Source organism: Microbacterium arborescens, assembly GCF_030369635.1.
Taxonomy (GTDB): domain Bacteria; phylum Actinomycetota; class Actinomycetes; order Actinomycetales; family Microbacteriaceae; genus Microbacterium.
Genome location: NZ_CP128474.1, coordinates 2,211,340 through 2,235,914, shown reverse-complemented (window position 1 = coordinate 2,235,914; position 24,575 = coordinate 2,211,340). Strand labels below are relative to the sequence as shown.

At 69.5% G+C, this 24,575-nt stretch carries 24 protein-coding genes and 1 tRNA gene; 13 read left to right on the top strand and 12 right to left on the bottom strand.

All coding sequences use genetic code 11. The annotated features are described in order from the left end of the window. The first annotated feature begins 134 nt into the window (after positions 1-134). Complete coding sequence (locus tag QUC20_RS10645) at positions 135-1,232, top strand: LacI family DNA-binding transcriptional regulator (protein WP_289329842.1); 1,098 nt, start codon at positions 135-137, stop codon at positions 1,230-1,232. Between the two features lie 35 nt (positions 1,233-1,267). Here the strand turns inward: QUC20_RS10645 and QUC20_RS10640 are convergent. Together QUC20_RS10640 and QUC20_RS10635 are read right to left on the bottom strand one after the other, a co-directional pair. After that, positions 1,268-1,340 (bottom strand) — tRNA-Lys (locus QUC20_RS10640). A gap of 187 nt (positions 1,341-1,527) precedes the next feature. Further along, positions 1,528-2,199 (bottom strand): fasciclin domain-containing protein, encoded by a 672-nt coding sequence (locus tag QUC20_RS10635; RefSeq protein ID WP_120264938.1) that lies wholly within the window; start codon positions 2,197-2,199, stop codon positions 1,528-1,530. Positions 2,200-2,435: 236 nt separating this feature from the next. On the opposite strand from QUC20_RS10635, the gene sigK reads away from it, so the two are divergent. The 4 genes from sigK to QUC20_RS10615 all read left to right on the top strand — a co-directional run bounded on the left by sigK (position 2,436) and on the right by QUC20_RS10615 (position 5,972). Then, positions 2,436-3,035, top strand: coding sequence for an ECF RNA polymerase sigma factor SigK (gene sigK, locus QUC20_RS10630; protein ID WP_289329841.1), 600 nt, complete (start codon positions 2,436-2,438; stop codon positions 3,033-3,035). Next, on the top strand, positions 3,032-3,865 hold the full coding sequence (locus tag QUC20_RS10625; RefSeq protein WP_289329840.1) for an anti-sigma factor: 834 nt from the start codon (positions 3,032-3,034) through the stop codon (positions 3,863-3,865). Before sigK ends, QUC20_RS10625 begins: the two co-directional genes overlap by 4 nt. 120 nt (positions 3,866-3,985) lie before the next feature. Then, the gene (locus QUC20_RS10620; protein ID WP_289329839.1) at positions 3,986-4,624 is read left to right on the top strand and encodes a DNA-directed RNA polymerase subunit beta; all 639 of its coding nucleotides are present in this window, start codon (positions 3,986-3,988) and stop codon (positions 4,622-4,624) included. Between the two features lie 463 nt (positions 4,625-5,087). Beyond that, the gene (locus QUC20_RS10615) at positions 5,088-5,972 is read left to right on the top strand and encodes an aminodeoxychorismate lyase (RefSeq protein WP_120264940.1); all 885 of its coding nucleotides are present in this window, start codon (positions 5,088-5,090) and stop codon (positions 5,970-5,972) included. Between the two features lie 130 nt (positions 5,973-6,102). Here the strand turns inward: QUC20_RS10615 and QUC20_RS10610 are convergent, their stop codons facing one another. The 8 genes from QUC20_RS10610 to QUC20_RS10575 form a co-directional block, all read right to left on the bottom strand. After that, entirely contained in the window at positions 6,103-6,939 is an 837-nt protein-coding gene (locus tag QUC20_RS10610; protein ID WP_289329838.1) for a type IV toxin-antitoxin system AbiEi family antitoxin domain-containing protein, read from the bottom strand. A gap of 615 nt (positions 6,940-7,554) precedes the next feature. Then, a complete protein-coding gene (gene pstB, locus QUC20_RS10605) occupies positions 7,555-8,334 on the bottom strand; it encodes a phosphate ABC transporter ATP-binding protein PstB (RefSeq protein ID WP_023954907.1) in 780 nt (259 codons plus the stop codon). Between the two features lie 18 nt (positions 8,335-8,352). Next, the gene (gene pstA, locus QUC20_RS10600) at positions 8,353-9,450 is read right to left on the bottom strand and encodes a phosphate ABC transporter permease PstA (RefSeq protein WP_120264942.1); all 1,098 of its coding nucleotides are present in this window, start codon (positions 9,448-9,450) and stop codon (positions 8,353-8,355) included. 1 nt (position 9,451) lies between these two features. After that, positions 9,452-10,405 (bottom strand): phosphate ABC transporter permease subunit PstC, encoded by a 954-nt coding sequence (gene pstC / locus QUC20_RS10595; RefSeq protein WP_120264943.1) that lies wholly within the window; start codon positions 10,403-10,405, stop codon positions 9,452-9,454. Between the two features lie 78 nt (positions 10,406-10,483). Further along, positions 10,484-11,587, bottom strand: coding sequence for a phosphate ABC transporter substrate-binding protein PstS (gene pstS, locus QUC20_RS10590; RefSeq protein ID WP_120264944.1), 1,104 nt, complete (start codon positions 11,585-11,587; stop codon positions 10,484-10,486). Between the two features lie 162 nt (positions 11,588-11,749). Next, complete coding sequence (locus tag QUC20_RS10585) at positions 11,750-12,688, bottom strand: NUDIX hydrolase (RefSeq protein WP_289329837.1); 939 nt, start codon at positions 12,686-12,688, stop codon at positions 11,750-11,752. Beyond that, positions 12,685-14,853: an RNA degradosome polyphosphate kinase gene (locus tag QUC20_RS10580; RefSeq protein ID WP_120264946.1), complete on the bottom strand. Its 2,169-nt coding sequence runs from the start codon at positions 14,851-14,853 to the stop codon at positions 12,685-12,687. The genes QUC20_RS10585 and QUC20_RS10580 overlap by 4 nt, the downstream gene beginning before the upstream one ends. A gap of 50 nt (positions 14,854-14,903) precedes the next feature. Further along, positions 14,904-15,602: a winged helix-turn-helix domain-containing protein gene (locus QUC20_RS10575; protein WP_120264947.1), complete on the bottom strand. Its 699-nt coding sequence runs from the start codon at positions 15,600-15,602 to the stop codon at positions 14,904-14,906. A gap of 108 nt (positions 15,603-15,710) precedes the next feature. Here QUC20_RS10575 and QUC20_RS10570 point away from each other — a divergent pair, with 108 nt between their 5' ends. The 5 genes from QUC20_RS10570 to QUC20_RS10550 all read left to right on the top strand — a co-directional run bounded on the left by QUC20_RS10570 (position 15,711) and on the right by QUC20_RS10550 (position 20,082). After that, complete coding sequence (locus QUC20_RS10570; RefSeq protein ID WP_120265182.1) at positions 15,711-16,001, top strand: hypothetical protein; 291 nt, start codon at positions 15,711-15,713, stop codon at positions 15,999-16,001. Positions 16,002-16,184: 183 nt separating this feature from the next. Then, positions 16,185-16,790 carry a nitrobindin family protein gene (locus tag QUC20_RS10565; RefSeq protein ID WP_120264948.1) on the top strand — a complete coding sequence of 202 codons (606 nt, stop codon included), beginning with the start codon at positions 16,185-16,187 and terminating at the stop codon, positions 16,788-16,790. Further along, positions 16,790-17,878: a CAF17-like 4Fe-4S cluster assembly/insertion protein YgfZ gene (gene ygfZ, locus QUC20_RS10560; protein ID WP_289329836.1), complete on the top strand. Its 1,089-nt coding sequence runs from the start codon at positions 16,790-16,792 to the stop codon at positions 17,876-17,878. The genes QUC20_RS10565 and ygfZ overlap by 1 nt, the downstream gene beginning before the upstream one ends. 1 nt (position 17,879) lies before the next feature. Beyond that, entirely contained in the window at positions 17,880-18,998 is a 1,119-nt protein-coding gene (locus QUC20_RS10555; protein ID WP_289329835.1) for an FUSC family protein, read from the top strand. Positions 18,999-19,407: 409 nt separating this feature from the next. Beyond that, on the top strand, positions 19,408-20,082 hold the full coding sequence (locus QUC20_RS10550) for a HEAT repeat domain-containing protein (RefSeq protein ID WP_120264950.1): 675 nt from the start codon (positions 19,408-19,410) through the stop codon (positions 20,080-20,082). Positions 20,083-20,106: 24 nt separating this feature from the next. Here the strand turns inward: QUC20_RS10550 and QUC20_RS10545 are convergent, their stop codons facing one another. Continuing rightward, positions 20,107-20,925 (bottom strand): class I SAM-dependent methyltransferase, encoded by an 819-nt coding sequence (locus tag QUC20_RS10545; RefSeq protein WP_289329834.1) that lies wholly within the window; start codon positions 20,923-20,925, stop codon positions 20,107-20,109. A gap of 40 nt (positions 20,926-20,965) precedes the next feature. Between QUC20_RS10545 and QUC20_RS10540 the strand changes: the two genes are divergently transcribed. Then, on the top strand, positions 20,966-21,715 hold the full coding sequence (locus QUC20_RS10540) for a phosphoglyceromutase (RefSeq protein WP_120264952.1): 750 nt from the start codon (positions 20,966-20,968) through the stop codon (positions 21,713-21,715). Between the two features lie 64 nt (positions 21,716-21,779). Here QUC20_RS10540 and phoU read toward each other — a convergent pair whose 3' ends face one another. Next, a complete protein-coding gene (gene phoU / locus QUC20_RS10535) occupies positions 21,780-22,466 on the bottom strand; it encodes a phosphate signaling complex protein PhoU (RefSeq protein ID WP_289329833.1) in 687 nt (228 codons plus the stop codon). A gap of 171 nt (positions 22,467-22,637) precedes the next feature. Here phoU and QUC20_RS10530 point away from each other — a divergent pair, with 171 nt between their 5' ends. Beyond that, entirely contained in the window at positions 22,638-23,846 is a 1,209-nt protein-coding gene (locus QUC20_RS10530; protein WP_120264954.1) for a sensor histidine kinase, read from the top strand. After that, entirely contained in the window at positions 23,843-24,526 is a 684-nt protein-coding gene (locus QUC20_RS10525; protein WP_289329832.1) for a response regulator, read from the top strand. The genes QUC20_RS10530 and QUC20_RS10525 overlap by 4 nt, the downstream gene beginning before the upstream one ends. Positions 24,527-24,575 lie beyond the last annotated feature (49 nt).

Here is a 24,575-nt window from a genome sequence, read left to right as displayed (position 1 = left end):
GACGATGGTAGTAAACCGGTTTGTCTCCCGCAGGTCAACTCCTGGAGTCGGACGCGCCACAGCCCTGTTACGACGCGGTTCGATGCCGAGTCATCTCTACTAAAAAGAGCTAAAACCCGCGCTATGATGGCAAAATGACAACGCCTCGACCCGACCCGACGGCTTCGCAGGGCCCCGAGGGTCGGCCCCGCCCCTCTCGCGGCGAGCAGCGGGAGCGAAAGGTGACCATCGGCGATGTCGCCGCGCGCGCGGGTGTCTCCAAGAGCGCCGTGTCTTTCGTGTTCAACGGACGTGGCGGCGTGGGGGACACCGCGCGTCAGCGCATCCTGCAGGCCGCGGCCGATCTCGACTGGCGCCCCGATTCGCGCGCGCGAGCCCTCTCTCGTAGCCGCGCACAGGCTCTGGGCTACGTCGTGCGTCGTGAGCCCGAGCTGTTCAGTACCGACCCCTTCTTCCCGCAATTCATCGCGGGTGTCGAGAGCGGCTTGTCGGGCATCGGCTACGCGCTCATGCTCCAGGTGGTCGAGAGCGAGGAGGCCGAGCATGCAGCGTATATCAGCTTCGCGCGCGAATCACGGGTGGACGGCGTCTTTCTCGGCGACCTGCGCATGGACGACACCCGGCCCGACGAATTGACGCGCCTCGGCATGCCGTTCGTCATGGTCGGGCCGGCAGGTCCGGCGGACGGTGCGATAGCGCCGATCGGCTTGGACGACGCCGCGGGCGTGCGGCGCGCGGTGCGCCACCTGAGTGCCCTGGGACACAGACGCATCGGCCACGTCGGCGGACCCGACCGCTACATCCACTCCCACGTGCGCCGTAGCGCCTGGGAGCAGGAGATGGCGCAGCTGGGCTTGCCGCCGGGGCCGGCCGTCAGCGCCGACTTCACGGGTGCGGCGGGGGCCTCGGCCACTCACGAGTTGCTCGACCTGTCGGATCCGCCGACGGCGATCGTCTACGCCAACGACCTGATGGCCATCGCCGGAATGTCGGCCGCCATCGACCGCGGGATGAGCGTGCCTGGTGATGTGTCGATCGTCGGGTTCGACGACATCCCGCTCGCGCCGTACATGGTGCCGCCGCTCACGACGGTGCGTCAGGACGTGATCGCCTGGGGCAGAGCCTGCGCGCATGCGCTTGTCGCGTTGGTCGAGGGCAACGAGCCTGAGGTGGTCCAGCTGCCTTCGGTCGAGTTCGTGGTGCGCGGAAGCACTGCTCGAGTGCCGCGCTGACGGCGTTCTGACCGCCGTCGCGTCCTCCGGGTGGGTGGGCCCCGTGGGGCTCGAACCCACGACCCGCGGATTAAAAGTCCGATGCTCTACCGACTGAGCTAGAGGCCCTGAGCTTCCCAGCTTAGTAGCCGCGGGGGAGGGCCCGAACCGCCGACATCCGAACCGCCGGCGACCCGACCCGCCGACATCCGTCCGGGCACGACAAAGCCGCCGGTGTGCTCGCACCGGCGGCTTCGCCTCGGCCACGGAGATACCGAGGCCGTGCCGCGGGAACCCCTCACCGCGGCTGTTCGGGTCACATCGGGGGCATCAGCACCGTGTCGATGAGGTAGACCGTTGCGTTGGCCGTCGTGACGCCACCGCAGATGACCGCGGCGCTGTCGTTGACCATGATGTTGTCGCCCGAGCCGGTGACGGTCAGGTCGGCACCGTTGACGGTGGTGTGGGTGCCGTCGATCTCGTCGGGCGCGATCTGGCCGGGCACGACGTGGTAGGTGAGGATCGACGTCAGCGTCGCCGAGTCGGTCTTCAGCGACTCGATGGTGGCGGGGTCGATCTTGGCGAACGCGTCGTCGACGGGAGCGAAGACGGTGAACTCGTCACCGTTCAGCGTGTCGACGAGGTTGACGTCAGGGTTGAGCTGTCCGCTGACGGCGGCGACGAGGGTGGTGAGCAGCGGGTTGTTCGACGCCGCGGTGGCCACCGGGTCCTGCGCCATGCCGGCAACCGAACCCGAGCCGTCCGGAACGGCGGCGGCGTAGTCGGCGCAGCCGGGGCCGACGAGGTTGGCGGCCGGGTCCATCGAGGCGTCGGGCGAAGCCGACTCCATCGGGGCGGCCGACGACGAGGGGGCCTCGGTCTCCTCGGTCATGTTGTCGCCCGAGCCCGACGAGCAGGCCGAAAGGGCGAGGGCTCCGGCGAAGCCGAGGGCCAGGGCAGCAGTGAACTTCTTCTTGGTGCTGAGCATGATTGCCTCCGTGTGTTCTCCGCCGTAGGTCCGTCCCCGGCGTCGAGGGTTCTTCGGAGACCCGCGGGGATCGGATCGGAAAAAGTTCGAGAAACTTTGAAACCGAGTTTTCAGGCATCCGAAGCGGCCCTCTTATAGGAAGCGAGCTGAGACGGATGCTCTCGGCCGCGCGGCGCGCCAGGTAGAGAACGCATAACAGGTCGGCGCTGCATCCGGGAACGGGCCGGGAATGCGGCATGCTGGTAGCGATGGTCATAGATGGAATGGACGTGCCCGACGACGGGCCGTCGACGGATCACGTCGCGGAGCTGATCCAGCGCTGCGCCGACGGTGACCACAGCGCATTCGCCAGCCTGTACGACACGCTGTCGGGGAGGGTCTTCGGGCTCATCCTCCGTGTTCTCGTCGACCGCGCGCAGAGCGAGGAAGTGCTCCAGGAAGTGTTCCTCGAAGTGTGGCAATCCGCTTCGACGTTCGCTCCGAAGAGGGGGCAAGGAAGGTCGTGGGTTCTCACGATCGCCCACCGCCGCGCGGTAGACCGGGTTCGGTCGTCGCAGGCGAGCAGCGATCGCGACGTCCGTGCGGGCTACCGAGAGATGGCGACACAGCCCGAAGGTGTCGCCGAACAGGTTGAGCTGCGCATCGAAGGACGGCGCGTCGCTCGGGCTCTCAGCTCTCTACCCGAGGCGCAACGAGAGGCCATCACCCTCGCCTACTACGGGGGTTACAGTCAGAGCGAGATCGCAGCGCTGGTGGGAGCGCCGCTCGGAACTATCAAGACACGGATGCGTGATGGATTGACCAAGCTCCGTAGTGCAATGGGGGTGACATCGTGAACGAGCAGACATTCGCCGAACTCTCGGCAGGGTACGCGCTCGGAGCGCTGTCGCCTGAAGACGAGCTCGCCTACCGCGAAGCCCTCGAGGCGCACCCCGAGTGGATGCCGCTCGTCGAAGCGGATGCCGCGGCTGCGGCGCTGCTTTCCGAAGGCGTCGCCGATGTGGCTCCTCCGCCCGCCCTGCGGGCCAGCCTGCTCGCCCAGATCGGCGCGCCGGTCGCGGAGCCAGTCGCGGAGCAGCCGTCGTCTCGCGAGGACGACGTCGCGGACCCCGCCGACGAGCTGCACGACGACGACCCGCGTGCCGCGGCATCCGGCTACTCCGTCGGCTCTCCGGCGACAGAAGAACTTCAGACCGTGCAGCGTCGCAACTGGACGCGCAGCCTTTTCGCGCTGACGGCGTCGATCGCGCTCCTCGTGGGCATCGGTTGGGGCGTCGGCGCGCTGACCCAGGACATGCGGGCGCCGTCCGCCGAAAGCGTGCTCGCACAGATCGAGCGCTCCGACGACGCGCAGTCGAGCACCGCGCAGCTCGGCGACGGCGGTGAGGCCACGGTCCACTGGTCGCCGAGTGTCGACGGTGTCGTGCTCGTCGCCGATGGCCTGCCCGAGATCGCCGACGACCAGTCATACGAGGCGTGGTTCGTCCGCGGCAGCGCGCCGATCCCGGCCGGGGCGTTCGAATCGAGCGATGGCTCGGCCGCAATGCTGCTCGAGGGCGACATGCAGCCCGAAGACGTCATCGCGCTCACCATCGAGCAGAGCGGCGGGTCGCCGAGCGGCCTGCCTACCACCGACCCGATCGTCGCGATCCCGACGAGCGCCTGACTGCCCGACCCCGTTATCCGGCAGCGAAACGGCCGGCCCTCTTCGGGCCGGCCGTTTCGTCGTCCTCCGGCTTGTGTGGAACAGCGCCGGAGGGATGCCGCTCTCGCTTAGCCTGGAATGATGACGGACGGATCCCGGGACTACCACAAGCCCGTTCGGCGACCCGCCGACGAGTTCGACCGGCACTTCGCCGGTGAAGATCCGGCGGAGGTCTCGCGCGTCGCCCACGCGACCGCGGGAGCCCTGCTGTCGCGCGTGCGCGAAGACCCGAGTGACGCCGTCGTCGACCGCCTCGTGGGCTTCACGGCCGAACACGGGATCGATACCGTCGCCGAGCTGTGGTCGCGCTCACCTGCGAAGTCGCTGCCCGGAGCACTTTGGCGGCTCTACCTGCTGCAACTGATGATCCACCGCGACCCGCGCACCGCTGCGCTTCTCTACGAACGCGGACGGGTTGTGCTGCGTTCGGCCGACGAGGTGATCGCGGGAGCCCCGACGCCCGCCGGGCCGGACGAGCTGGTGGCGCTCATCGACACGATCATGCGGGGCGTGTTCCGCGGCGACTTCGCGGTGGCGCTCGAACGCGCCGCATCGTTCTGCCGGGTGCAGGCGGCGGGGGCGACCTCGATGGCCGACGACCATGATGTCAGTGAGCCCGATCGGTCCTCGGCGCTCACCGCGCGAGCGCTGCGCCTGAGTACGTACGCCGACGACCTCGGTTCGTGCGCCGGGCTGTGGCGGCGTGAAGCGCTGAGCTGAGGCCGCGCGGACGAAGTCTCGTGCCGTGGGGGGCGCGGGGTGGGGCCGAAGCGGGCGCGGAGCGGGGGCGAACCGGCTTCGAAGCAGTCGTCTCACGTCGCGCGCGTTCGGTGTGCGCCGCGATTCTCGGTCCTCGGCGGCTACTCGAGCGCGAGAAGACCCCGGAAAAGCGAAGTGCCGGGCCGCAGAACGCCTCTCGGCGCGTGGCCGCTCGCAGCGGCTGAAGATGGAGCCCGGGGTTACTGCGGCCCGGCACTTACAGTCTAACGGAGCCTCGGCCGGGGGCATTCCCGGGGTGGACATGTTCGGCGCCCGACCGGTAAGGGGCGGGGGTCGCCGCGGCGGGTCGGGTGGGCCGCGATGCAAGGGATGGTGGGCGACGCGCCGGGGGAGCGGCATCCCTACCGGGGTGTCGGGCCGGATGTCGTGCATCCCGGCACCGGGCGCGTCGTAGGCTCGGCGCATGGCACTGCGTTTCGCGCTGATGATCGACCCGCTCGCGGCGGATGAGACCCGGTCGGACTTCGCGTCGACCTTCACCTCGGTCGACCCCGCGGCCCCGGCGTTGACGGTGGGGGAGCTCAGCACCCAGCGCGGCGACGGGATTTTCGAGTCGATCGGGGTCGTGGGCGGTCACCCCCAGGAAGTCGAGGCGCATCTGGAGCGACTCGCGCACTCCGCCGAGCTCTGCGACCTGCCGGCGCCGAACCTCGCCCAGTGGCGGGAGGCCGTGGCGATCGCGGCATCCGAATGCGGCCCGGGCGAAGGCGTCGTCAAGCTGATCCTGAGCCGCGGAATCGAGCACGGACCGACCCCGACGGCGTGGGCGACCGCAGCGGCGGCCGCGGACTTCACGGCGGCGCGCACCGACGGCATCCGCGTCGTGACCCTCGACCGCGGCTACGCCATCGACGCCCCGGCACGCGCTCCGTGGCTGTTGCTGGGAGCGAAGACCCTGTCTTACGCGGTGAACATGGCCGCCCTGCGCGAGGCGCACCGGCGCGGCGCCGACGACGCGATCTTCCTCAGCTCCGACGGGTACGTGCTCGAAGCCCCGACGGCGTCGCTCATCCTGCGACGTGGCGACACGTTCATCACGCCGGCACCCAACGGCGGCATCCTGCACGGCACCACGCAGCTGAGCCTGTTCGACCACCTTGCCGAGCGTGGTTTCGAGACGGCGTACGAGACGATCCCGGTCGATGAGCTGCGGCGAGCGGATGCCGCGTGGCTGGTGTCGAGCGTGCGGCTCGCGGCCCCCATCATCGAACTCGACGGCGCGGCGCTGGCGGTGGACGCCGAGGTCACGGCATCCCTCAACTCCTACCTGCTCTCACCCCGCGACTGAGGCGCCGCGGGTGGCGGTGCCTTAGCGGTGGCCCGCGAGGCAAGGGATCGTGCGCGGCGCGCCGGAGAATGGCAGGCGTCGTCGGGGTGTCGGCGACGAACCATTGCATCCGGGTGCGGCCGGTCGCGGTTCAAACGGATGCTGCAAGCCGCAGGCTCGGGTGCGAGCGCAGGGCTCCGAGGATGGCTGACTCGACGAGCTCCCAGTCGTGGATGACCAGCGCGTAGTCGAAGCGCAGCGTCACGTATCCCCATGTCGCCGCATTCGCATCGCGCATGAGGTCTTTGTGGCGCTTCGCCCCGCTGTGGTGATTCTCGCGGCCGTCGAGCTCCACGATGAGCCGGTCGCCGATGAGGGCGTCGACGACTCCGACCCCGAAGATCGACACCTGGGTTCGCACCCGTAGTCCGAGTGTGCGCAGACGCCACCGCAGGAGCGATTCGAGCCCGCTGTCGGCATCCGCCCGGGCGAGCTGAAGCGCCTCTCGGCCGCGGGCATTGGTGTGCATGCGGAGCCACCGCAGGTCGGCCGTCGTGAGACGGCGCTGTCGCAGGGCCGACTCGAGCGTGACGAAGAAATGCTCGGGGCCGCGGCATCCGAGGATCTGGCGCAGCACCTGTCGGAGCGGAAGAGCACCGGATGCCGTGGGGCGCAGGTCACGGTCCCAATGCTCGACGCACCCGCACGACGAGCCGTGATGCGCGCGCTGGCCGGTCTTGAGCCACACGTGCGGTTCGTCGTCATCGGCGAGCGTCCAGAGCCCGTGGTGGCGGGCGGCCGTGACGCATGCCATCGAGCCGCCGTGCGCCGCGATCGCTCGGGCCGAAGGGCAGGCACCCGGCGAGGCGTACACGCCGATTCGGATGCGGCTGAGCCTGCCGGTGTCGAGTGCAGCCGCCATCTCGCGACGGCTCAGGCCGTCGGCGCGGAGTTCCCGCGTGGTGAAGATCGATCGCGACTCGCACATCTCTTCACCGTGACCCGCCCGCGCCTGGCTGACGGGAGACCATCGACGATCTGTGCACCGCGGTCTCGTCCTCCGAGACGGGGAGGAACGGTTAGCCGGGTGCGGCGCGGTCCGCGATGCAAGGGTTGCGGTGCGACACCCCGCGACAGCGGCATCCTCACCGGGGTGTCGGCTTCGATCCCTTGCATCCGCGTACTGCCACCGCCGGAGAGGCGTCCGGCCGGGTGGGCCGTTCGGTCTATTGGTGGGGTGGGTGGGGCTGGGCGATGCGTGTTCCGCGATGCAAGAGATGCCGTGCGACACCCCGCAGGGGCGGCATCCTCATCGGGGTGTCGGCCTCGATCCCTTGCATCCCGGCACGGAGGGCAGCGAGCTCGGCAGAGTCCGAGCCGGCCTTCGCCCCCGGTCGGCCCGACCGGCCCAACAGGCCCGACCCCCCGGTTCCCCCGGGCCGGCCCGCCTAGCTGGCCCACCTACCCGAGCCACCGGGCCACCGCCAACCCCACGCGCGCCGGGATGCAAGGCCGAAACGGCGACGCGCCGGGCGAGGAGCCCTCGCACCGGCGCGTCGCGCACGATTCCTTGCATCCCGGCCCACAGCGAGCCGGGCGCGGCTCACCCGAAGCGGCCGGAGACGTAGTCCTCGGTGGCCTGAACGGACGGGGTGGTGAAGATCGAGGTCGTGTCGTCGTACTCGATGAGCTTGCCGGGCTTGCCCGTTCCGGCGATGTTGAAGAACGCGGTCTTGTCGCTGACGCGCGAGGCCTGCTGCATGTTGTGCGTGACGATGACGACCGTGTAGTCGCTCTTGAGCTCCTGGATGAGCTCCTCGATCGCGAACGTCGAGATCGGATCGAGGGCCGAGCAGGGCTCGTCCATGAGAAGCACATCGGGTGAGACGGCGATGGCCCGCGCGATGCACAGACGCTGCTGCTGTCCGCCCGAGAGTCCCGAGCCGGGCTTGTCGAGACGGTCCTTGACCTCGTTCCAGAGGTTGGCGCCGCGCAGCGACTTCTCGACGAGGGCATCGGCGTCCGACTTCGAGATGCGACGGTTGTTGAGCTTGACGCCTGCCAGCACGTTCTCGCGGATCGACATCGTGGGGAAGGGGTTCGGCCGCTGGAACACCATGCCGACCTGGCGCCGCACGAGCACCGGGTCGACGCCCGGTCCGTAGAGGTCGTCGCCGTCGAGCAGCACGCTGCCCTCGACGCGCGCGCCGGGGATCACCTCGTGCATGCGGTTCAGGGTGCGGAGGAACGTCGACTTGCCGCAGCCCGAGGGGCCGATGAAGGCGGTGACGCTGCGGGGTTCGATGTCGAGGGAGACGCCCTCGACGGCGAGGAAGTCGCCGTAGTAGACGTTGAGGTCGTTGACTTCGATGCTCTTGGACACGGAGATTCTTCTTTCGGGTCAGCGGCCGGTCTTGGGTGCGAAGAACTTGGCGATCAGGCGCGCCACGAGGTTCAACAGCATCACGATGACGATGAGGGTCAGGGCGGACGCCCACGCGCGGCCGACGAAGGCCTCGGCGGGAATGCCCTGGTTCATGTACTGGGTGTAGGTGAAGACCGGCAGGGTCTGCATACGACCGTTGAAGAGGTCGTAGTTCATGGATGCCGTGAAGCCGGCGGTGATCAGCAGCGGGGCGGTCTCGCCGATGACGCGCGAGATCGAGAGCATGACGCCGGTCGTGATGCCCGCGATGGCGGTGGGCAGCACCACCTTGGCGATCGTGAGCCACTTGGGCACGCCGAGTGCGAACGAAGCCTCGCGCAGCTCGTTGGGGACGAGGCGCAGCATCTCTTCGGTCGAGCGCACGACCACGGGGATCATCAGCACCGCGAGCGCCACCGACCCCATGATGCCGAGGCGGATGCCGGGGCCGAGGAACAGCGCGAACAGGGCGTAGGCGAAGAGGCCGGCCACGATGGAGGGGATGCCCGTCATCACGTCGACGAGGAACGTGATGCCCTGTGCGAGACGCTTCCCCTGCCCGTACTCGATGAGGTAGATCGCGGTGAAGATGCCGATCGGGATCGAGATGACCGCGGCGGCGAGCGTGATCAGGACCGTGCCCATGATGGCGTGGAGCGCACCGCCACCCTCGCCGACGACGTTGCGCATCGACGAGCTGAAGAACTCGCCGCTCCAGCTGGGGGCGCCCAGCGTGATGACGGTGAACGCGACGGAGACCAGCGGCACCATGGCGATGAGGAACGCCACCGTGACGACGCCGGTCACGAGGCGGTCGACCGACTTGCGGCGGCCCTCGACGGCGGCGGAGACCGCCGTGATGAGCACGAGGTAGGCCACCGCCGACAGGATGAGCCAGCCGGGCACATTGAGAGCGTCGCCCGAGGCGGCAGCGATCACGCCGAAGAAGACGCCCACGACGACCAGGGAGGCTCCGAGGATCGCCCAGGGCGCCCACCTCGGCAGGTGGCCGGTCGTGAGGCCTGTCGAGGCGCTGCGCGCCGACGTGCTCGGGGGAGTCAGAGTCGCGGTCATGTCAGTTGGCCCCCGAGAATTCCTTGCGGCGGCTCACGATGTAGCGCGCGACCGCGTTCACCGCGAAGGTGACGACGAAGAGGATGAGGCCCGTGGCGATGAGGACGTTGACGTTCGTCCCGTAGGCCTCGGGGAAGGTGAGTGCGATGTTCGCCGCGATCGTCGAGGGATTGCCCGAGGTGAAGAGCGCGAACGTGACGCCGCCCGACACCGAGAGCACCATGGCGACGGCCATGGTCTCGCCGAGCGCACGGCCGAGGCCGAGCATGGCGGCCGAGACGATGCCGCTGCGGGCGAAGGGGAAGACGGCCATCCGGATCATCTCCCAGCGCGTCGACCCGAGGGCCAGGGCGGCCTCCTCGTGCAGGGTCGGCGTCTGCAGGAAGATCTCACGGCAGATCGCGGTGATGATCGGGGTGACCATGACGGCGAGGACGACGGATGCCGTGAAAATCGTGCGGCCCGTGCTGGAGACGGGGCCGTTGAAGAGCGGGAACCAGCCCACGTTGTCGACGAACCAGCTGTAGACGGGCTGCACGGCCGGTGCCAGGACGCCGATGCCCCAGAGGCCGAAGACCACGGAGGGGACGGCCGCGAGCAGATCGACGACGTAGCCGAGAGCCTGAGCGAGCTTGCGCGGGGCGTAGTGCGAGATGAAGAGCGCGACGCCGAGCGACAGCGGCACGGCCATGAGCAGCGCCAGCGCTGCTGCCCAGACGGTGCCGAAGACGAGCGGCCCGACGTACGACCAGAAGTTGTCGGGCAGGATCGAGGCGTCTTCGTTGGTGGCGACGAAAGCGGGCAGCGACTGGATGACCAGGAAGATCGCGACCGCAGCGAGGGTCACGAGGATCATCGAGCCGGCGAAGAGCGCCGTGCCGGAGAACCAGCGGTCGCCCGCTCGGGTCTTGGCCCTCGGGGCTCCGGTGCGGGTGACCTCGGGTGTGGTGGTCATGGCTTCGATTCTGTGCGACGGACGGGAACCGCGCGAGGTGCCCGGTCCGGCGAAACCGGACCGGGCACCCGGAGCGTCTTACTTGATGGCCTCGATGGCCTCGGTGACCTGCGTGCGCAGGGTCTCCGAGATGGGGGCCGAGCCGGCAGCGGATGCCGCGGCGTCCTGACCCTCGGCGCTCGCGGCGTAGCTGAAGAAGCCCTTGACCATCTCAGCGGTCGCGGCGTCCTTGTACTCGGCGCAGCCGATGAGGTAGCTCACGAGGACGATGGGGTAGACACCGGCCTCGGTGCTCGTGCGGTCGAGCTTGATCGCGATGTCGGTCGCAGCGCGGCCCTCTTCCTCGGGCGATGCGTCGACGATCGCCGCCGCGGCCTCGGGGGAGTACTCGACGAACTCGTCGCCGACCTTGATCGCGACGGTGCCGAGGTTCCCGGCGCGCGAGGCGTCGGCGTAGCCGATGGTGCCCTGGCCGCCCTCGACGGCCGAGATGACGCCCGACGTTCCCTGAGCGGCCTCGCCGCCGAGGGCCGGCCACTCCTCGACCGAACCGGCGGTCCAGACATCCGGCGCGGTCTTGCCGAGGTAGTCGGTGAAGTTGCCCGTGGTGCCCGACTTGTCGGAGCGGTGCACCGGCGTGATCGCCGTCGCCGGCAGCTCGACGCCCTCGTTCAGGGCCGCGATCGCCGGGTCGTTCCACGTCGTGATCTGGCCGGCGAAGATCTTCGCGAGCGTGTCGGCGTCGAGGTTCAGCGAGTCGACACCGTCGATGTTGAAGACGACGGCGATCGGCGAGATGTAGGTCGGGAGCTCGACGAGGTCGGAGTCGGCCGCGCATGCCTCGAACGGGCCGGCAGTGATCTCGTCGGTCTTGAACGCACGGTCCGAGCCGGCGAACTGCACGGCGCCGGCCTGGAACGACTCGCGTCCCGTGCCCGAGCCGGAGGGGTCGTAGTCGATCGTGAGACCGGGGTTCGCGGTCTGCAGGCCCTGGGTCCAGGCCTGGACGGCGACTTCCTGCGACGAGGCGCCGCCGCCGACGAGGTTGCCCTCGAGGGAGGGGGCCGAGGAGTCGCTCGAGCCGGCGCCGGGCGCAGCGCTTTCGTTTGCAGCGCAGCCGGCGAGGGCAAGAGAGGCCACGGCGGCCACGGCGCCCAGCTGGGCGAGTCGGGAGAGCTTCACTGTGTGAATCCTTCGCATGTTGATGACGAGAACCCGGTGCAGGTTCGTCCCGAACGGTAGACACCGTCCCTTACGAGAGTGCGCTCTGGGGGTGAACAGAAGGTGAACGACGCTCGTGAACCGCGGAACGACGGGCCTCTCAGCGTGGTGTCGCGTGCGAGATCACACCTTCGGCATGTGCGTTTCGATCGCGACGATCCCCGAACCCGGGTTCTCGCGCGGCAGGTGCACGACCGAGAACGCACCGGTCTCGAGCGCCGAGGCACTGCCGAGGTAGGACCCGCGCAGGGTTCCGGTGGCCAGCGCCATCTCGTTCAGCAGGTCGGGCAGCACGGGGCCGTGGGAGCAGAGCACGACGGGTTTCCTGGCACGCACACGGTCGCCGATGACCGACCGGACATCGGCCCGGCCGTTCTCCCATGCGTCCTGCGAGAGGTGGTGCGAGGTGTCGATGCGTCGGCTGATCGCCGCCGCCAGCGGCGTCACGGTCCGCACGCAGCGGCGCGCATCGGAGGAGACGATGCGGCGGACGCCGAAGGCGAGGAGCGGGCCGACGATGGCGTGCGCCTGCTTCTTGCCGCGGGCCGACAACGGCCGCGCCGCATCCTCGCGGTCCCAGTCCTCGCGGGGCACGGCCTTCGCGTGGCGCAGAGCGATGAGGGGGAACGTGTCGATGGCGCGCTCGTCGACCAGCCGCACGAACTCGTCGAGGATCTCGACGTCGACGGGGTAGCTCAGCGCCTTGCGGGCCTTCTTGAGGCCCATCCACTCCAGCGCCGCGATCTCCTTGTTCGGCACGAACGTCGACATCCGGATGGCCAGGTCGGTCGCTTCCGCCGCCCAGTAGTGCACGATCTTCTGCTTCTTGCTCGGCAGGTGGTACCTCGACACACCGACGGGCGGCCCGAGCCGGACCGAGATGCCGGTCTCTTCCCGGATCTCGCGCACGGCGGTCTCGGCGAGCATCTCACCGGGGTCGACCTTTCCCTTCGGAAGCGTCAGGTCGCGGTACTTGGTGCGGTGGATGATCAGCACCTTGACCTTGCCGTCGACCCACCGCCAGACCACGCCACCGGCCGCGTACACCGCGGTGTCGGTCATCGCACCGCGCGCGCCCGGCGACGCCGCTGCACATGCGCCATCGTGCGGTCCTGCAGGTCGGCGAGCGGCTTGCCATCGTCGTCGAACGCATGGCGCGTCCAGACGCCGCCCTCGCCGAGATGCCACGAGCTGGTCGCGTCGCTCATCGCGAGGTCGAACAGCGTCGTCAGCTCTTTGACGTGCGCGGGCGCGACGACCCGGACGAGCGCCTCGACACGGCGGTCGAGGTTGCGGTGCATCATGTCAGCGCTGCCGATGTAGGCGATGGTGTCGCCGGCGTTGTGGAACGTGAAGATGCGCGAGTGCTCGAGGTAGCGTCCCAGGATCGAGCGCACCGTGATGTTGTCGGTCACGCCCGGAAGATCGGTGCGGAGCGAGCAGATACCGCGCACCCAGACGTCCACCCGCACCCCGGCCTGGCTCGCCCGGTAGAGGGCGTCGATGATCTGCTCGTCGACCATCGAGTTGACCTTGATGCGGATGTGGGCGGGCTTGCCCTCGAGCGCGTTGCGTCGCTCGGCGTCGATGTGGCGCAGCAGGCCCTTGCGCAGATGGAGGGGGGCCACCAGCAAGCGCTTGAACTTCTTCTCGATCGCGTAGCCGCTGAGCTCGTTGAACAGTCGCGTCAGGTCTCGTCCGACCTGCTCGTCGCTCGTGAACAGTCCGAAGTCCTCGTAGAGGCGGCTCGTCTTGGGGTTGTAGTTGCCCGTGCCGATGTGACTGTAGCTGCGCAGGGCGCCGTCTTCTTCGCGGATGACGTGCAGCAGCTTGCAGTGCGTCTTCAGCCCGACGAGGCCGTAGACGACGTGGACACCGGCCTTCTCGAGCTTGCGGGCCCAGACGATGTTCGCGGCTTCGTCGAAACGGGCCTTCACCTCGACGAGAGCGAGCACCTGCTTGCCGCGCTCGGCGGCGTCGATCAGCGCCTGCACGATGGGGCTGTCGCCCGACGTGCGGTAGAGCGTCTGCTTGATGGCGAGCACGTGAGGATCACGCGCCGCCTGCTCGAGGAACGCGACGACGCTCGTCGTGAACGACTCGTACGGGTGGTGCACGAGCACGTCGCCGGCACGGATGGCGCCGAAGAAGTCGGTGCGCCCGTTCTGCTCGGCGGGCTGGAACGCGGTCGCCGTCGTGGGAACGTGCGGCTTGTACCGCAGCTCGGGACGGTCGATGCGGGCGAGGTCGAAGAGGCCGCGCAGGTCGAGCAGCCCCGGCAGGCGGTACACCTCCTGATCGGTGATGTCGAGCTCGCCGAGCAGGAGGTCGAGCGTGACGTCGTCCATATCCTCGGTCACTTCGAGCCGGATCGGCGGGCCGAAGCGACGCCGGAGAAGCTCGGCCTCGAGCGCCTGGATCAGGTTCTCGGTCTCGTCCTCCTCGATCACGACGTCTTCGTTGCGCGTGAGTCGGAAGGTGTGATGCTCGAGGATCTCCATGCCGGGGAAGAGGTCTTCGAGGTTGTTGGCGATCAGGTCCTCGAGCGGAAGGTAGCGCTTGACCGAGGTGCCGGTGTTGAGCTCCACGAACCGGGGGAGCATCGGCGGCACCTTGAGGCGTGCGAATTCCTGTCGTCCGGTCTTGGCGTTGCGGATCCGGATAGCGAGGTTCAGCGACAGGCCCGAGATGTAGGGGAAAGGGTGCGCCGGGTCGACGGCCAGGGGCATGAGGACGGGGAACACCTGCGCCTGGAAGTAGTCGTACAGGCGTCCGCGCTCGGACTCGTCGAGGTCGTCCCATCCGACGATCTCGATGCCGGCATCCCGGAGCGCCGGCTGGATCATGTCTCCCCACGCGCTCGCGTGACGTAGCTGCAGCGCGTGCGCATCGGCGGAGATGTCGGAGAGCACCTCCTGCGGAGCTCGCCCGACGTTGGTGGGGACGGCGAGACCCGTCACGATGCGCCGCTTGAGCCCGGCGACGCGCACCATGAAGAACTCGTCGAGGTTGCTGGCGAAGATCGCGAGGAAGTTGGCTCGCTCGAGCACCGGCAGAGTCGGGTCTTCGGCGAGCTCGAGCACGCGCTGGTTGAACGCGAGCCAGCTGATCTCACGGTCGGTGTAGCGGTGGTCGGGCAGCTGTGCGTCGACGTCTTCGACGGCCGGGTCGAAGTCGTCGTCGTCGGCGTCGCCCAGACCGGAGTCCAGAGCCTCGGTGTCGATCATCCCCTCATCATGGCAGTCCTGCGTGTCCTGCCGGTGAACGAGACGGAGAGTCAGCTCTGCGCGGAGTCGCCGCCGGCGGGAACCGGCTCGTCCTCATAGACGTTGAAGCGGTAGCCCACGTTGCGCACGGTGCCGATCAGCTGTTCGAGATCGCCGAGTTTCGCGCGCAGACGCCGCACGTGAACGTCGACCGTGCGGGTGCCGCCGAAGTAGTCGTAGCCCCACACCTCGCTCAGCAGCTGCTCACGCGTGAAGACCCGTGAGGGGTGCGTCGCGAAGAAGTGCAGCAGCTGGAACTCCTTGTACGTCAGGTCGAGGGGCCGCCCGTGCACCTTGGCCGAGTACGACGACTCGTCGATCGTGATGCCGGAGGTCTGGATGCGGCTCGACACCGCTTCTTTGCTCACGCGTCCGATTGCGAGGCGGATGCGGGCGTCGATCTCGGCGGGGCCGGCTGTGACGAGGATGACGTCGTCGATGCCCCAGTCGGTGGACACGGCGGTGAGGCCGCCCTCGGTGACGATGAGCACGAGAGGTGCATCGATACCCGTGCTGCCCAGGATCTTGCACAGCGACTTCGCGCCGACGAGGTCGTGACGCGCGTCGACGAAGACCACCTCGGCGCTGGGGGCGTTGACGAGCTGGGCGGGTTCGGCGGGGATCTGCCGGACCCGGTGGCTGAGCAGCTCGAGCGCCGGGAGCGCGAGACCACCGCCGTGCGTGGAACTCAGAACGAGAAGCTGTGCCAACGGGGATTCCTCCGGGAGCGGCCGGGACGTGCACTCATCTTAGGCGTTCGCTGGGCGCGGGCTGTGCGCAGCGTCGCGCAGGGCGACACCGTGGGCCACAATGGGACGGTGACCACGCCCGATCTCGCACCGCCGCGCACCGTCGCCGGAGTCGTCGCCGTCTGGATCGCCGCCGCTGTCGCGGCCATCCTGGTGGGGGTTCTCGCGCCGGTCGACGAGCGTGCGATGTGGATGCCGGTGGCCCTGGGCGGCTGCCTCGTCCTGGCGTTCGTGATCCAGCTGGTGCTCGGGCGCGTGCGGGGATTCATCGAGCGCGTGGCGGTCAGCGTGCTCGGTGCGCTGTTCGTCATGGGGTTCATCGGCATCGGATTCGGGCTGTCGTCACTCGTCGGCGCGTGAACGCGGCGGGCACCACGGCCCCCTTCTACAGGCGCGGACGGCCCGTGCGGGCATAGAGTAGAGGCATGGATCTCCTCGCGCTTGAAATCTTCTACGTGGGCCTGCTCGGACTGGCGTCGCTCGCCATCGTCTTCGTGTCGGGCGTCGTCGTGAAGAACCTCTACCGCGGCCAGCGCTGACACCGTGCTCGAGCTGCCCACCGACCTGCCGGCGGACCTCGTTCCGCTGTCGTGGCTGCTCGGAGTCTGGGAGGGCTCGGGCGTCATCGACTACGAGACGGCCGACGGCCATCTCACCGGCGAGTTCGCGCACCAGGTGAGCTTCAGTCACGACGGCGGCGACTATCTGAACTACTCCGCCAACGCCTGGCTGATCGACGACAGTGGTGCGCGTATCCGTCCGCTCGTGGCCGAGACCGGATATTGGCGAGTCGCGCGACCGGCCGCGGCCGAGGACGCCGGACCGGGCCTGTTGCCGGCATCCGCTCCCGCGCGCGAGCGGACCGTCGACGATGTCGAGGCGCTCCGCAACGACGAAGGCGGTTTCGACCTCGAGGTCGCGCTCGTCCACTCCGACGGCGTGAGCGAGCTGTACCTCGGGCAGGTCCGCGGTCCGCGCATCGACCTCGCCACCGACGCGGTCGTGCGCACCGCGGGGGCGAAGGAGTACACCGCAGCCACGCGCATGTACGGCCTCGTCGACGGGCATCTCCTGTGGGCCTGGGACATCGCCGCACTCGGGGGCGAGCTCGCCTCACACGCGTCGGCCCGCTTGGCCAAGGCCGAGTGATGTCGGGCGACGGCGCGACCTTCGCCGACGTCGACGGGGCCGTGTGCGACGAACTCGGACTCCTGCACATCGGCAACCCGATGCGTGAGCAGCAGCTTCTCGACAGCGGCAGTGCCGTCGCGCCGCTGGGCGATCGCGCGGTGGTGACCGTCGCGGGCCCCGACCGTCTCAGCTGGCTCGACTCGCTGACCTCGCAGGCGCTGACGCGGCTTCTCCCGGGCGAGAGCACCGAGCTGCTCGTGCTCGACCCGCAGGGTCACGTGGAGCACGCGGCATCCGTCGTCGACGACGGCGAGACGACCTGGCTCATCACCGATGCCGAGCGTCTCGACGGGCTCGTCACCTGGCTCACGCGCATGCGGTTCCGCTTGCGCGTCGAGGTGACCGATCGTTCCGGCGACACCGCCGTCGTCGGCGGAACGGCGGCCGCGGTCGCCGACCTGACGTCATCCGTCGTGTGGCGCGATCCGTGGCCGGAAGTCTCCATCGGTGGATGGGGATACGCGGCGGACGAGGGTCATCCCGCGGCCGGACGTGACTGGGCCGAGGCGGTCCTCGACCGCGACGAACTCCGCCGGCTCGCCGATGACGCCGTCGCGGGACGCCGCCGCGTCGCCGGACGATGGGCGGCCGACGCTCTGCGCATCGCCGCCTGGCGGCCGCGTGCGACCACCGAGGCCGACGGCATGACGCTTCCGCACGAGGTCGATTGGCTCCGCACCGCCGTCCATCTGTCGAAGGGCTGCTACCGCGGCCAGGAGACGGTGGCGAAGGTGCACAACCTGGGGCATCCTCCCCGTCGCCTCGTGGCGTTGCAGCTCGACGGCAGCGACGCGGTGATTCCCGAACCCGGCGCGATCGTGCGCCGCGACGGCGACGAGGTGGGGCGGGTCACCTCGGCCGCGCGGCACTTCGAGCAGGGGCCTATCGCCCTCGCCATCGTGAAGCGTTCGGTGCCGGTCGACGCCGACCTCATCGTCGATGCCGGTGACGACACGGTCGCGGCGGTCCAGGAAGTCGTCGTTCCGCCCGATGCCGGCCGCACCGCCGCACCGCCGCGGCTGCCTCGCCTGAGCCGCCGCACCTGACGTGGCGCCCGAGCGTGCCGATGAGCCGCCCGCCGTCACCGCGCCCATCGCGACCGGCTGGCGGGCTCGCGTACGCCCACGGCGGGGTTTCGAACGCGCCCGCGACTCGGCTCCGGCCATCGTGCAGATCGTCGTCGCGGCATCCGCGGCCTATGCGTTCGCGCACCTCGTCCTGGGGCACCCATCACCCCTGCTCGCCGCGACCGTGACCATCTCGAGCCTCGGGCTCGTCCGCGACGCCCGGCCGCGGCGCGTGCTCGAGACGGTGATCGGGATGCTGGTCGGTGTGCTGGTGTCGGAGCTCATCGTGCTCGCCGTCGGTTCGGGCACCTGGCAGCTCGCCCTGGCCCTCGCTGCGACGCTGCTCACCGCGAGGCTGCTCTCGGCACAGCCGAGCTTCGCCATTTCGGCCGCGATCCAGTCGGTGATCGTCATCGCGATTCCGGGGAGCATGCCGTTCCTCCGTCTCGTCGACGGCTCGGTGGGCGCGGTCGCCGCCCTGCTCGCGACGGCCCTGTTGCCGCGCCGACCGCTGCGTGAGGTCTCGCGCGCGGGCCGGGCCCTGTTCTCCGGGTTCGAGGGCGCTGCCGTGGCCGTCATCCAAGCACTGCGCCGCGGCGACCGGGTCCGAGCCGACCGGGGGCTCGAGAAGGCGCGGGCGCTACAGCCGCTCGTCGACGATTGGACGACATCGCTCGACTCCGGCCTCGCCGTGGCCCGCATCTCGCCGTTCCTCCGGCGCCAGCGCGAGGAGTTGCAACGTCAGGACCGCATGCGGGCCTCACTCGACCTGGCCACGCGCAACCTCCGGGTCATCGCCCGCCGTGTCGTCTACGCCCTCGAAGACCGCCAACCGCGCCCGATCGCCGCCGACCTGCTCGCCCAGATCTCCCGTGCGGCCGACCTGCTGGGAAGGTCGATCGACGACATCGCGCTCGAACCCGCCGCCCGCGAGTCGCTGCTCGCGGTCGCGACCCGCCTCGACCCGACGACTCTGGCGCCCGGTTCCTCGCTCGGAGACCAGAACGTCATCACCGCGCTGCGTCCGCTCGTGGTCGATCTGCTGACCGCCGCGGGGATGCCGCAGGCCGAGGCCCGCGCGACGATGCCGCGCATCTGAGCCCGTATCGCTCGCACGTGAGGCGCTGCCTCACGGCCGCCACGGCTCGCCGCTCAGCGCCGAGGACGGTGCCGTCGACAGGCTGTACTTGCGCCGTGCTTGCCGAACCGTGCATCGGGCCGCATTCAGCCTGTCGCCGGAACGGGCTCGCGACCGAATGGAGCGGACGTGCGACCGGTCGCTGTCGCCCGCGCGGGACGTGAGCACCGAAGCATGGAGCCGCAGGCTTGTGCGCCGCGAACAGGCTGCGCTCGTGCGTCGGTCGCTGCAACCGGGCCATCGTCGCGGCCAGCCTGATTGCGGCGCCGACGAAGCCACGCACGGTCCCACCTGGGACGGCGTTGTGAAATCGACGCGCACGGAGCCCGCGGGCCGGCGAGCGTGTTCGATGGAGGGGGAGGAATGTGACATGACCAGCGAGAACACGCCGACTGCCGCCGACCTGCTGCGCCGCGCACTGGGATCAGCCGACGGGTCCGAGCGGGTCCGCAGTGCGATGGCTGCCGGAACGTATCCCCGCCCCGAATACGTTCCGGTTCTCGTGGAGCAGTGCGCCCACGAGCCCGACTTCACCGTGCGCGAGACCCTCACCTGGGCGCTGACCCGACAAGACCGCGACACGACCCTCGAGACGGTGCTGCCCGAGCTCGGATCGGCGTCGCCGCAGGCGCGTGCCCAGGCGCTCCACACGCTCTCGAAGATCCGCGACCCGCGGGCCTGGCCCGCGATCACGCGGGAGCTCCTGCACGACGACGACACCGCTGTCGCACGGACCGCGTGGCGCACGGCGGCGGGGCTCGCCCCCGAGGCCGAGCGTGCCGCCCTCGCATCGGAGCTGGCCGCCCACTTCGGAGTCGGCCCGGACGACCTCCAGCAGAGCCTCAGCCGGGCGTTCGTGATGCTCGGTGAATCGGGCCGTGAAGCGATCGACGCTGCAGCGGCGTCGGCGCAATGGAATGTCCGTCTTCACGCGCTCGCGACCGATCACCTCGTCTCCTACCCCGAGGACGGCTACGAGGCCGCCGTCGCCGTGGCCCGCCGCGCTGCCGCTCGGCGCGACGCGGCCGACTGGCACGAAGGCTGACATCGCGGCGCTCGGCGCCCGGGCTCAGCGCGGCGCGACCGCACTCCAGGGAACCGTGAACTCGCCCAAACGCCACCGTGAGCGGTCGCCAAGGTCGAATCCGCGGTCGGCCATCGCGCCCAGAGCGGAACGCCACCGCTGGACGGGACCGAAAGCGGATGCCGGCGCGGCCCGGCGCCACTCGTCGTCGAGCAGGGCCAGCAGATCGTGCACGCGCTCGCCCACGACGTTGCGGTGGATGAGGGCTTTCGGCAGACGTTCGGCCGCGATGGCGGGCGAGTCCAGTCCAGACAGGCGCAGTGAGACGGTGAGGCTGCGGGGCGCGGCATCCGGTCCCACCTCGATCCAGGTGCTGACGCGGCCGATCTCGTCGCACGTGCCCTCGACGAGCATCCCGTCGGGCGCGAGGCGCGACGTCATCCGCGTCCACGCGTCGGCGACATCCGCCTCGTCGTACTGGCGCAACACGTTGAAGGCGCGGATGATCGCGGGTCGGCGCCCGCCCGGCGCGGGCACCTCGAATCCACCTCGTTCGAACCCGACGCGGGCATCCGGTGCGAAGGACGTGCGCCCGGCGCGGACCTCCTCGAGCTGCTCGCGCGCCCGGGCGACGCGCTCGGGATCGATCTCGAGTCCGACGACCTCGACGTCGGCTCGTGCGAGGCGCAGACGTGCCTCGAGCTCGAACGCTGTCACGCCGCTCGCCCCGTACCCGAGGTCGATCACGAGGGGATCGGCGCACCGGCGCAGCACGGGATGCCGCGCGATCCAGCGATCGACGCGCCGCAGGCGATTCGTGTTGGTGGTTCCACGGGTGGCCTGCCCGATATGTCCCGGGGCCATGCCCCCATGATCGCAGGCCCCGGCTCGATAGACTCGGAGTATGAGTGCGCCGTACACGCTGATCCTCCTCCGCCACGGGCAGAGCGAGTGGAACAAGTCCAACCAGTTCACCGGCTGGGTCGATGTCCGACTGACCGACCAGGGCAAGGCCGAGGCCCAGCGCGGCGGTGAGCTGCTCGCCGAGGCCGGCCTGCTGCCCGACGTCCTCTACACGTCCGTCCTCAGCCGTGCCATCCAGACCGCTCAGATCGCGCTCGACGCCGCCGATCGCCTGTGGATCCCGGTCAAGCGGTCGTGGCGCCTGAACGAGCGTCACTACGGAGCGCTGCAGGGCAAGGACAAGGCGCAGACGCTCGCCGAGTTCGGCAACGAGCAGTTCATGCTGTGGCGCCGCTCGTTCGACGTTCCGCCGCCGCCCCTCGCCGACGACGACCAGTACAGCCAGGTCAACGACCCGCGCTACGTCGGCATCGACGGCGAGGTGCCCCGCACCGAATCGCTCAAGCTCGTCATCGACCGTCTGCTGCCGTACTGGGAGTCCGACATCGCCGCCGACCTGCGCGACGGCAAGACCGTGCTCGTCACCGCTCACGGCAACTCGCTCCGCGCTCTCGTCAAGCAGCTCGAGGGCATCAGCGACGACGACATCGCCGAGCTGAACATCCCGACCGGCATCCCGCTGGTCTACAAGCTCGACGAGAACCTGAAGCCGCTCGGGCCGGGCGAGTACCTCGACCCCGAGGCCGCCGCCGCCGGCGCCGCAGCCGTGGCCAATCAGGGCAAGGCGTAAGCACGACACGTACGAGGGGGCGGTGCCGATCGGCACCGCCCCCTCGTCGTCGATCGGATGTCGGTCAGAGACCGTTCTCGTTCACGATGACGTTGATCGTTTCGGTGTCGGGACGCCATTCGCCCGTGGCGAGGTAGGCCACCCGCTTGCCCACCGTCACTGCGTGATCGGCGAAGCGCTCGTGGTAGCGGCTGGCGAGCGTTGCATCGACGGTCGCCGCCGCCTCGCCCTGCCAGTTCTCGCTGAGGACCTTCTCGAAGACGCTCAGGTGGAGGTCGTCGAGCCGGTCGTCGAGACCACGCAGCGTCTCGACGAGCGCGAGGTCCTCGGAGCGCAGCAGCTCGGTCAGCGTACGCGCGACCTCGACGTCGATCTCGCCCATCTTGGTGAAGGTGCCCTTCAAGCCCTTCGGGATCGCGCGCTCGGGAAAGCGCATGCGCGTCAGCTGCGCGATGTGCTCGGCGATGTCGCCCATGCGCTCCAGCGACGCGCTCGTGCGCAGCGCTGAGACGACGATGCGCAGGTCGCGGGCGACCGGCTGCTGACGCGCGAGGATCTCGATGGCGAGCTCGTCGATCGCGATGGCCTTGTCGTCGATGACGGCATCCGCGTCGATGACCTCTTCGGCGAGGGTGATGTCGCTCGTGCCGAATGCACGCGTGGCCTTCTCGATCGCGACGGTCACCAGCTCGGAGATCTCGACCAGGCGGGTCTGGACGTCCTCGAGGGACTGGTGGAAGACTTCGCGCATCGGAGCACCTTTCCTTCTTGCGGAGACAGCACGACGCCGTACTCACGGCGACGCGATTGTCGCTCGACAAGGTTAACGAACGGTGCCGAGGCGATGAACATCAGTCCGAGTCGGGGTAGGAACGGCCCGGACGCGATGGGAGGGCGCCGTGCCACGTCTTAATCTGAAGGAATGAATCCGACGCAGCTCGCGCTGGTCGCCCTTCTCGCGGGCGCGTTCGTCGGCCTTCTCATCAGCGCTGTGGCCTTCCTCGCCTGGCGTGCGCGCGCCCAAGCGCAGGAGCAGGCCGACGGCGATCTCCCGGCGGGCGCGCGCGACGTGCTCGCGGCACTCGATGAAGCCGCGCTGATCGTCGACGCGTCGTTCACCATCGTGGCCACGTCTCCCTCCGCCGAGCTGTTCGGGCTCTTCGAGGGCGAGACGGTCCCCGGCGACGAGTTGCGCGAGCTGCTGCGGTCCTCCCGCGGCGTGCCGCACTCCGAGACGGGCACGCTCAAGCTGCGTCGCGGGGTGGCTCCCGCGGAGCCGCGGCTGATCGTCGCGCGCGCGAGCAGCATCACCCCCCGGTTCACGCTGGTGCTCGTGCGCGACATCACCGAGCGGGAGCGGCTCGCGGAGATGCGACGCGACTTCGTGGCGAACACGAGCCACGAGCTGAAGACGCCGGTCGGAGCCGTCACCCTGCTCGCCGAGGCGATCGAGTCGGCGGCCGACGACCCCGAGCAGGTGCGCTCGTTCGCCAGCCGGCTCAGTGCCGAGGCGATGCGGCTCGGGAACCTCACCTCGCGCATCATGAGCCTGTCGCGGCTGCAGTCGTCCGACGAGCTGACCGAACTGCGGGATGTCGCCATCGACGAGGTCGTGACGTCGGCGATCGAGACGCACGCGATCGCTGCCGAGTCGGCGGGCGTCGCGCTCGTGCGGGGCGGCGATCGCGGCCTGTACGTGCGCGGCGACGTGCAGGTGCTGAGCGAAGCGGTCGGCAACCTCATCGCGAACGCCATCGTGTACTCGCCGCCCGCCAGTCAGGTCGGCGTGGGCATCCGGGGCACGGACGACACGGTCGAGATCGCGGTGACCGATCGCGGCATCGGCATCCCCGAGAGCGAGCAGCAGCGTGTCTTCGAGCGCTTCTACCGCGCCGACTATGCCCGCTCGCGGCGCACGGGCGGCACCGGGCTCGGGCTCGCGATCGTCAAGCACGCCGTGCAGCGCCACGGCGGCGAGGTCCAGCTGTGGTCGCGCCCCGGTCGTGGCTCGACGTTCACGATCCGCCTGCCCGCGATCGCCGCCCCCGACGGTGCGGCGACGGCCCCGCGCAAGACCAGAAAGAAGATCGGCCGGGCGCTGCCCGCCCGACCCAAGGGAGACCCATCATGACCCGTGTCCTGCTCGTGGAGGATGAGCCCGACCTCGCTGACCCCCTGGCGTATCTGCTGCGGCGGGAGGGTTTCGAGGTAGAGATCGCCGAGGACGGGCCCGCCGCGCTCGAGGCGTTCCAGTCGCGCGGAGCCGACATCGTGCTGCTCGACCTCATGCTGCCCGGGATGCCGGGAACCGAGGTCTGCCGCATCATCCGGACCACCTCGAAGACGCCCATCATCATGCTCACCGCCAAGGACTCCGAGGTGGACATCGTGGTGGGGCTCGAGCTCGGTGCCGACGACTACGTCACGAAGCCCTACTCGTCGCGCGAGCTGCTCGCACGGATGCGCGCTGTGCTGCGCCGGGCCGCGACAGCCGATGTCGACGTGGATGAGCGTGTCCTCGTGGGCGGCCGGGTCACGATCGACCTCGACCGCCACACGGTGGCCGTCGACGGCGGCGAGATCAATATGCCGTTGAAGGAGTTCGAGCTGCTCGAGGTGCTCATGCGCAACGCGGGCCGTGTGATGACCCGTGGCCAGCTGATCGACCGCGTGTGGGGGAGCGACTACTTCGGCGACACGAAGACGCTCGACGTGCACATCAAGCGCATCCGCTCGCGCATCGAGACCGATCCGGGGCGACCGTCGATGCTGCTCACCGTACGGGGACTCGGCTACCGCTTCGAGGGCTGACGACGCACGAACTTCGGAGGGTGACGCGGCTCTCGGAGGAATCTGCGCC

Bases quoted from the DNA above. Each gene is read 5' to 3' on its own strand.
- QUC20_RS10645 (WP_289329842.1), top strand. From the start codon at position 135: ATGACAACGCCTCGACCCGACCCGACGGCTTCGCAGGGCCCCGAGGGT.
- QUC20_RS10635 (WP_120264938.1), bottom strand. From the start codon at position 2,199: ATGCTCAGCACCAAGAAGAAGTTCACTGCTGCCCTGGCCCTCGGCTTC.
- sigK (WP_289329841.1), top strand. From the start codon at position 2,436: ATGCTGGTAGCGATGGTCATAGATGGAATGGACGTGCCCGACGACGGG.
- QUC20_RS10620 (WP_289329839.1), top strand. From the start codon at position 3,986: ATGACGGACGGATCCCGGGACTACCACAAGCCCGTTCGGCGACCCGCC.
- QUC20_RS10615 (WP_120264940.1), top strand. From the start codon at position 5,088: ATGGCACTGCGTTTCGCGCTGATGATCGACCCGCTCGCGGCGGATGAG.
- QUC20_RS10610 (WP_289329838.1), bottom strand. From the start codon at position 6,939: ATGTGCGAGTCGCGATCGATCTTCACCACGCGGGAACTCCGCGCCGAC.
- pstA (WP_120264942.1), bottom strand. From the start codon at position 9,450: ATGACCGCGACTCTGACTCCCCCGAGCACGTCGGCGCGCAGCGCCTCG.
- pstC (WP_120264943.1), bottom strand. From the start codon at position 10,405: ATGACCACCACACCCGAGGTCACCCGCACCGGAGCCCCGAGGGCCAAG.
- QUC20_RS10585 (WP_289329837.1), bottom strand. From the start codon at position 12,688: ATGACCGACACCGCGGTGTACGCGGCCGGTGGCGTGGTCTGGCGGTGG.
- QUC20_RS10580 (WP_120264946.1), bottom strand. From the start codon at position 14,853: ATGATCGACACCGAGGCTCTGGACTCCGGTCTGGGCGACGCCGACGAC.
- ygfZ (WP_289329836.1), top strand. From the start codon at position 16,790: ATGTCGGGCGACGGCGCGACCTTCGCCGACGTCGACGGGGCCGTGTGC.
- QUC20_RS10550 (WP_120264950.1), top strand. From the start codon at position 19,408: ATGACCAGCGAGAACACGCCGACTGCCGCCGACCTGCTGCGCCGCGCA.
- QUC20_RS10545 (WP_289329834.1), bottom strand. From the start codon at position 20,925: ATGGCCCCGGGACATATCGGGCAGGCCACCCGTGGAACCACCAACACG.
- QUC20_RS10540 (WP_120264952.1), top strand. From the start codon at position 20,966: ATGAGTGCGCCGTACACGCTGATCCTCCTCCGCCACGGGCAGAGCGAG.
- phoU (WP_289329833.1), bottom strand. From the start codon at position 22,466: ATGCGCGAAGTCTTCCACCAGTCCCTCGAGGACGTCCAGACCCGCCTG.
- QUC20_RS10530 (WP_120264954.1), top strand. From the start codon at position 22,638: ATGAATCCGACGCAGCTCGCGCTGGTCGCCCTTCTCGCGGGCGCGTTC.
- QUC20_RS10525 (WP_289329832.1), top strand. From the start codon at position 23,843: ATGACCCGTGTCCTGCTCGTGGAGGATGAGCCCGACCTCGCTGACCCC.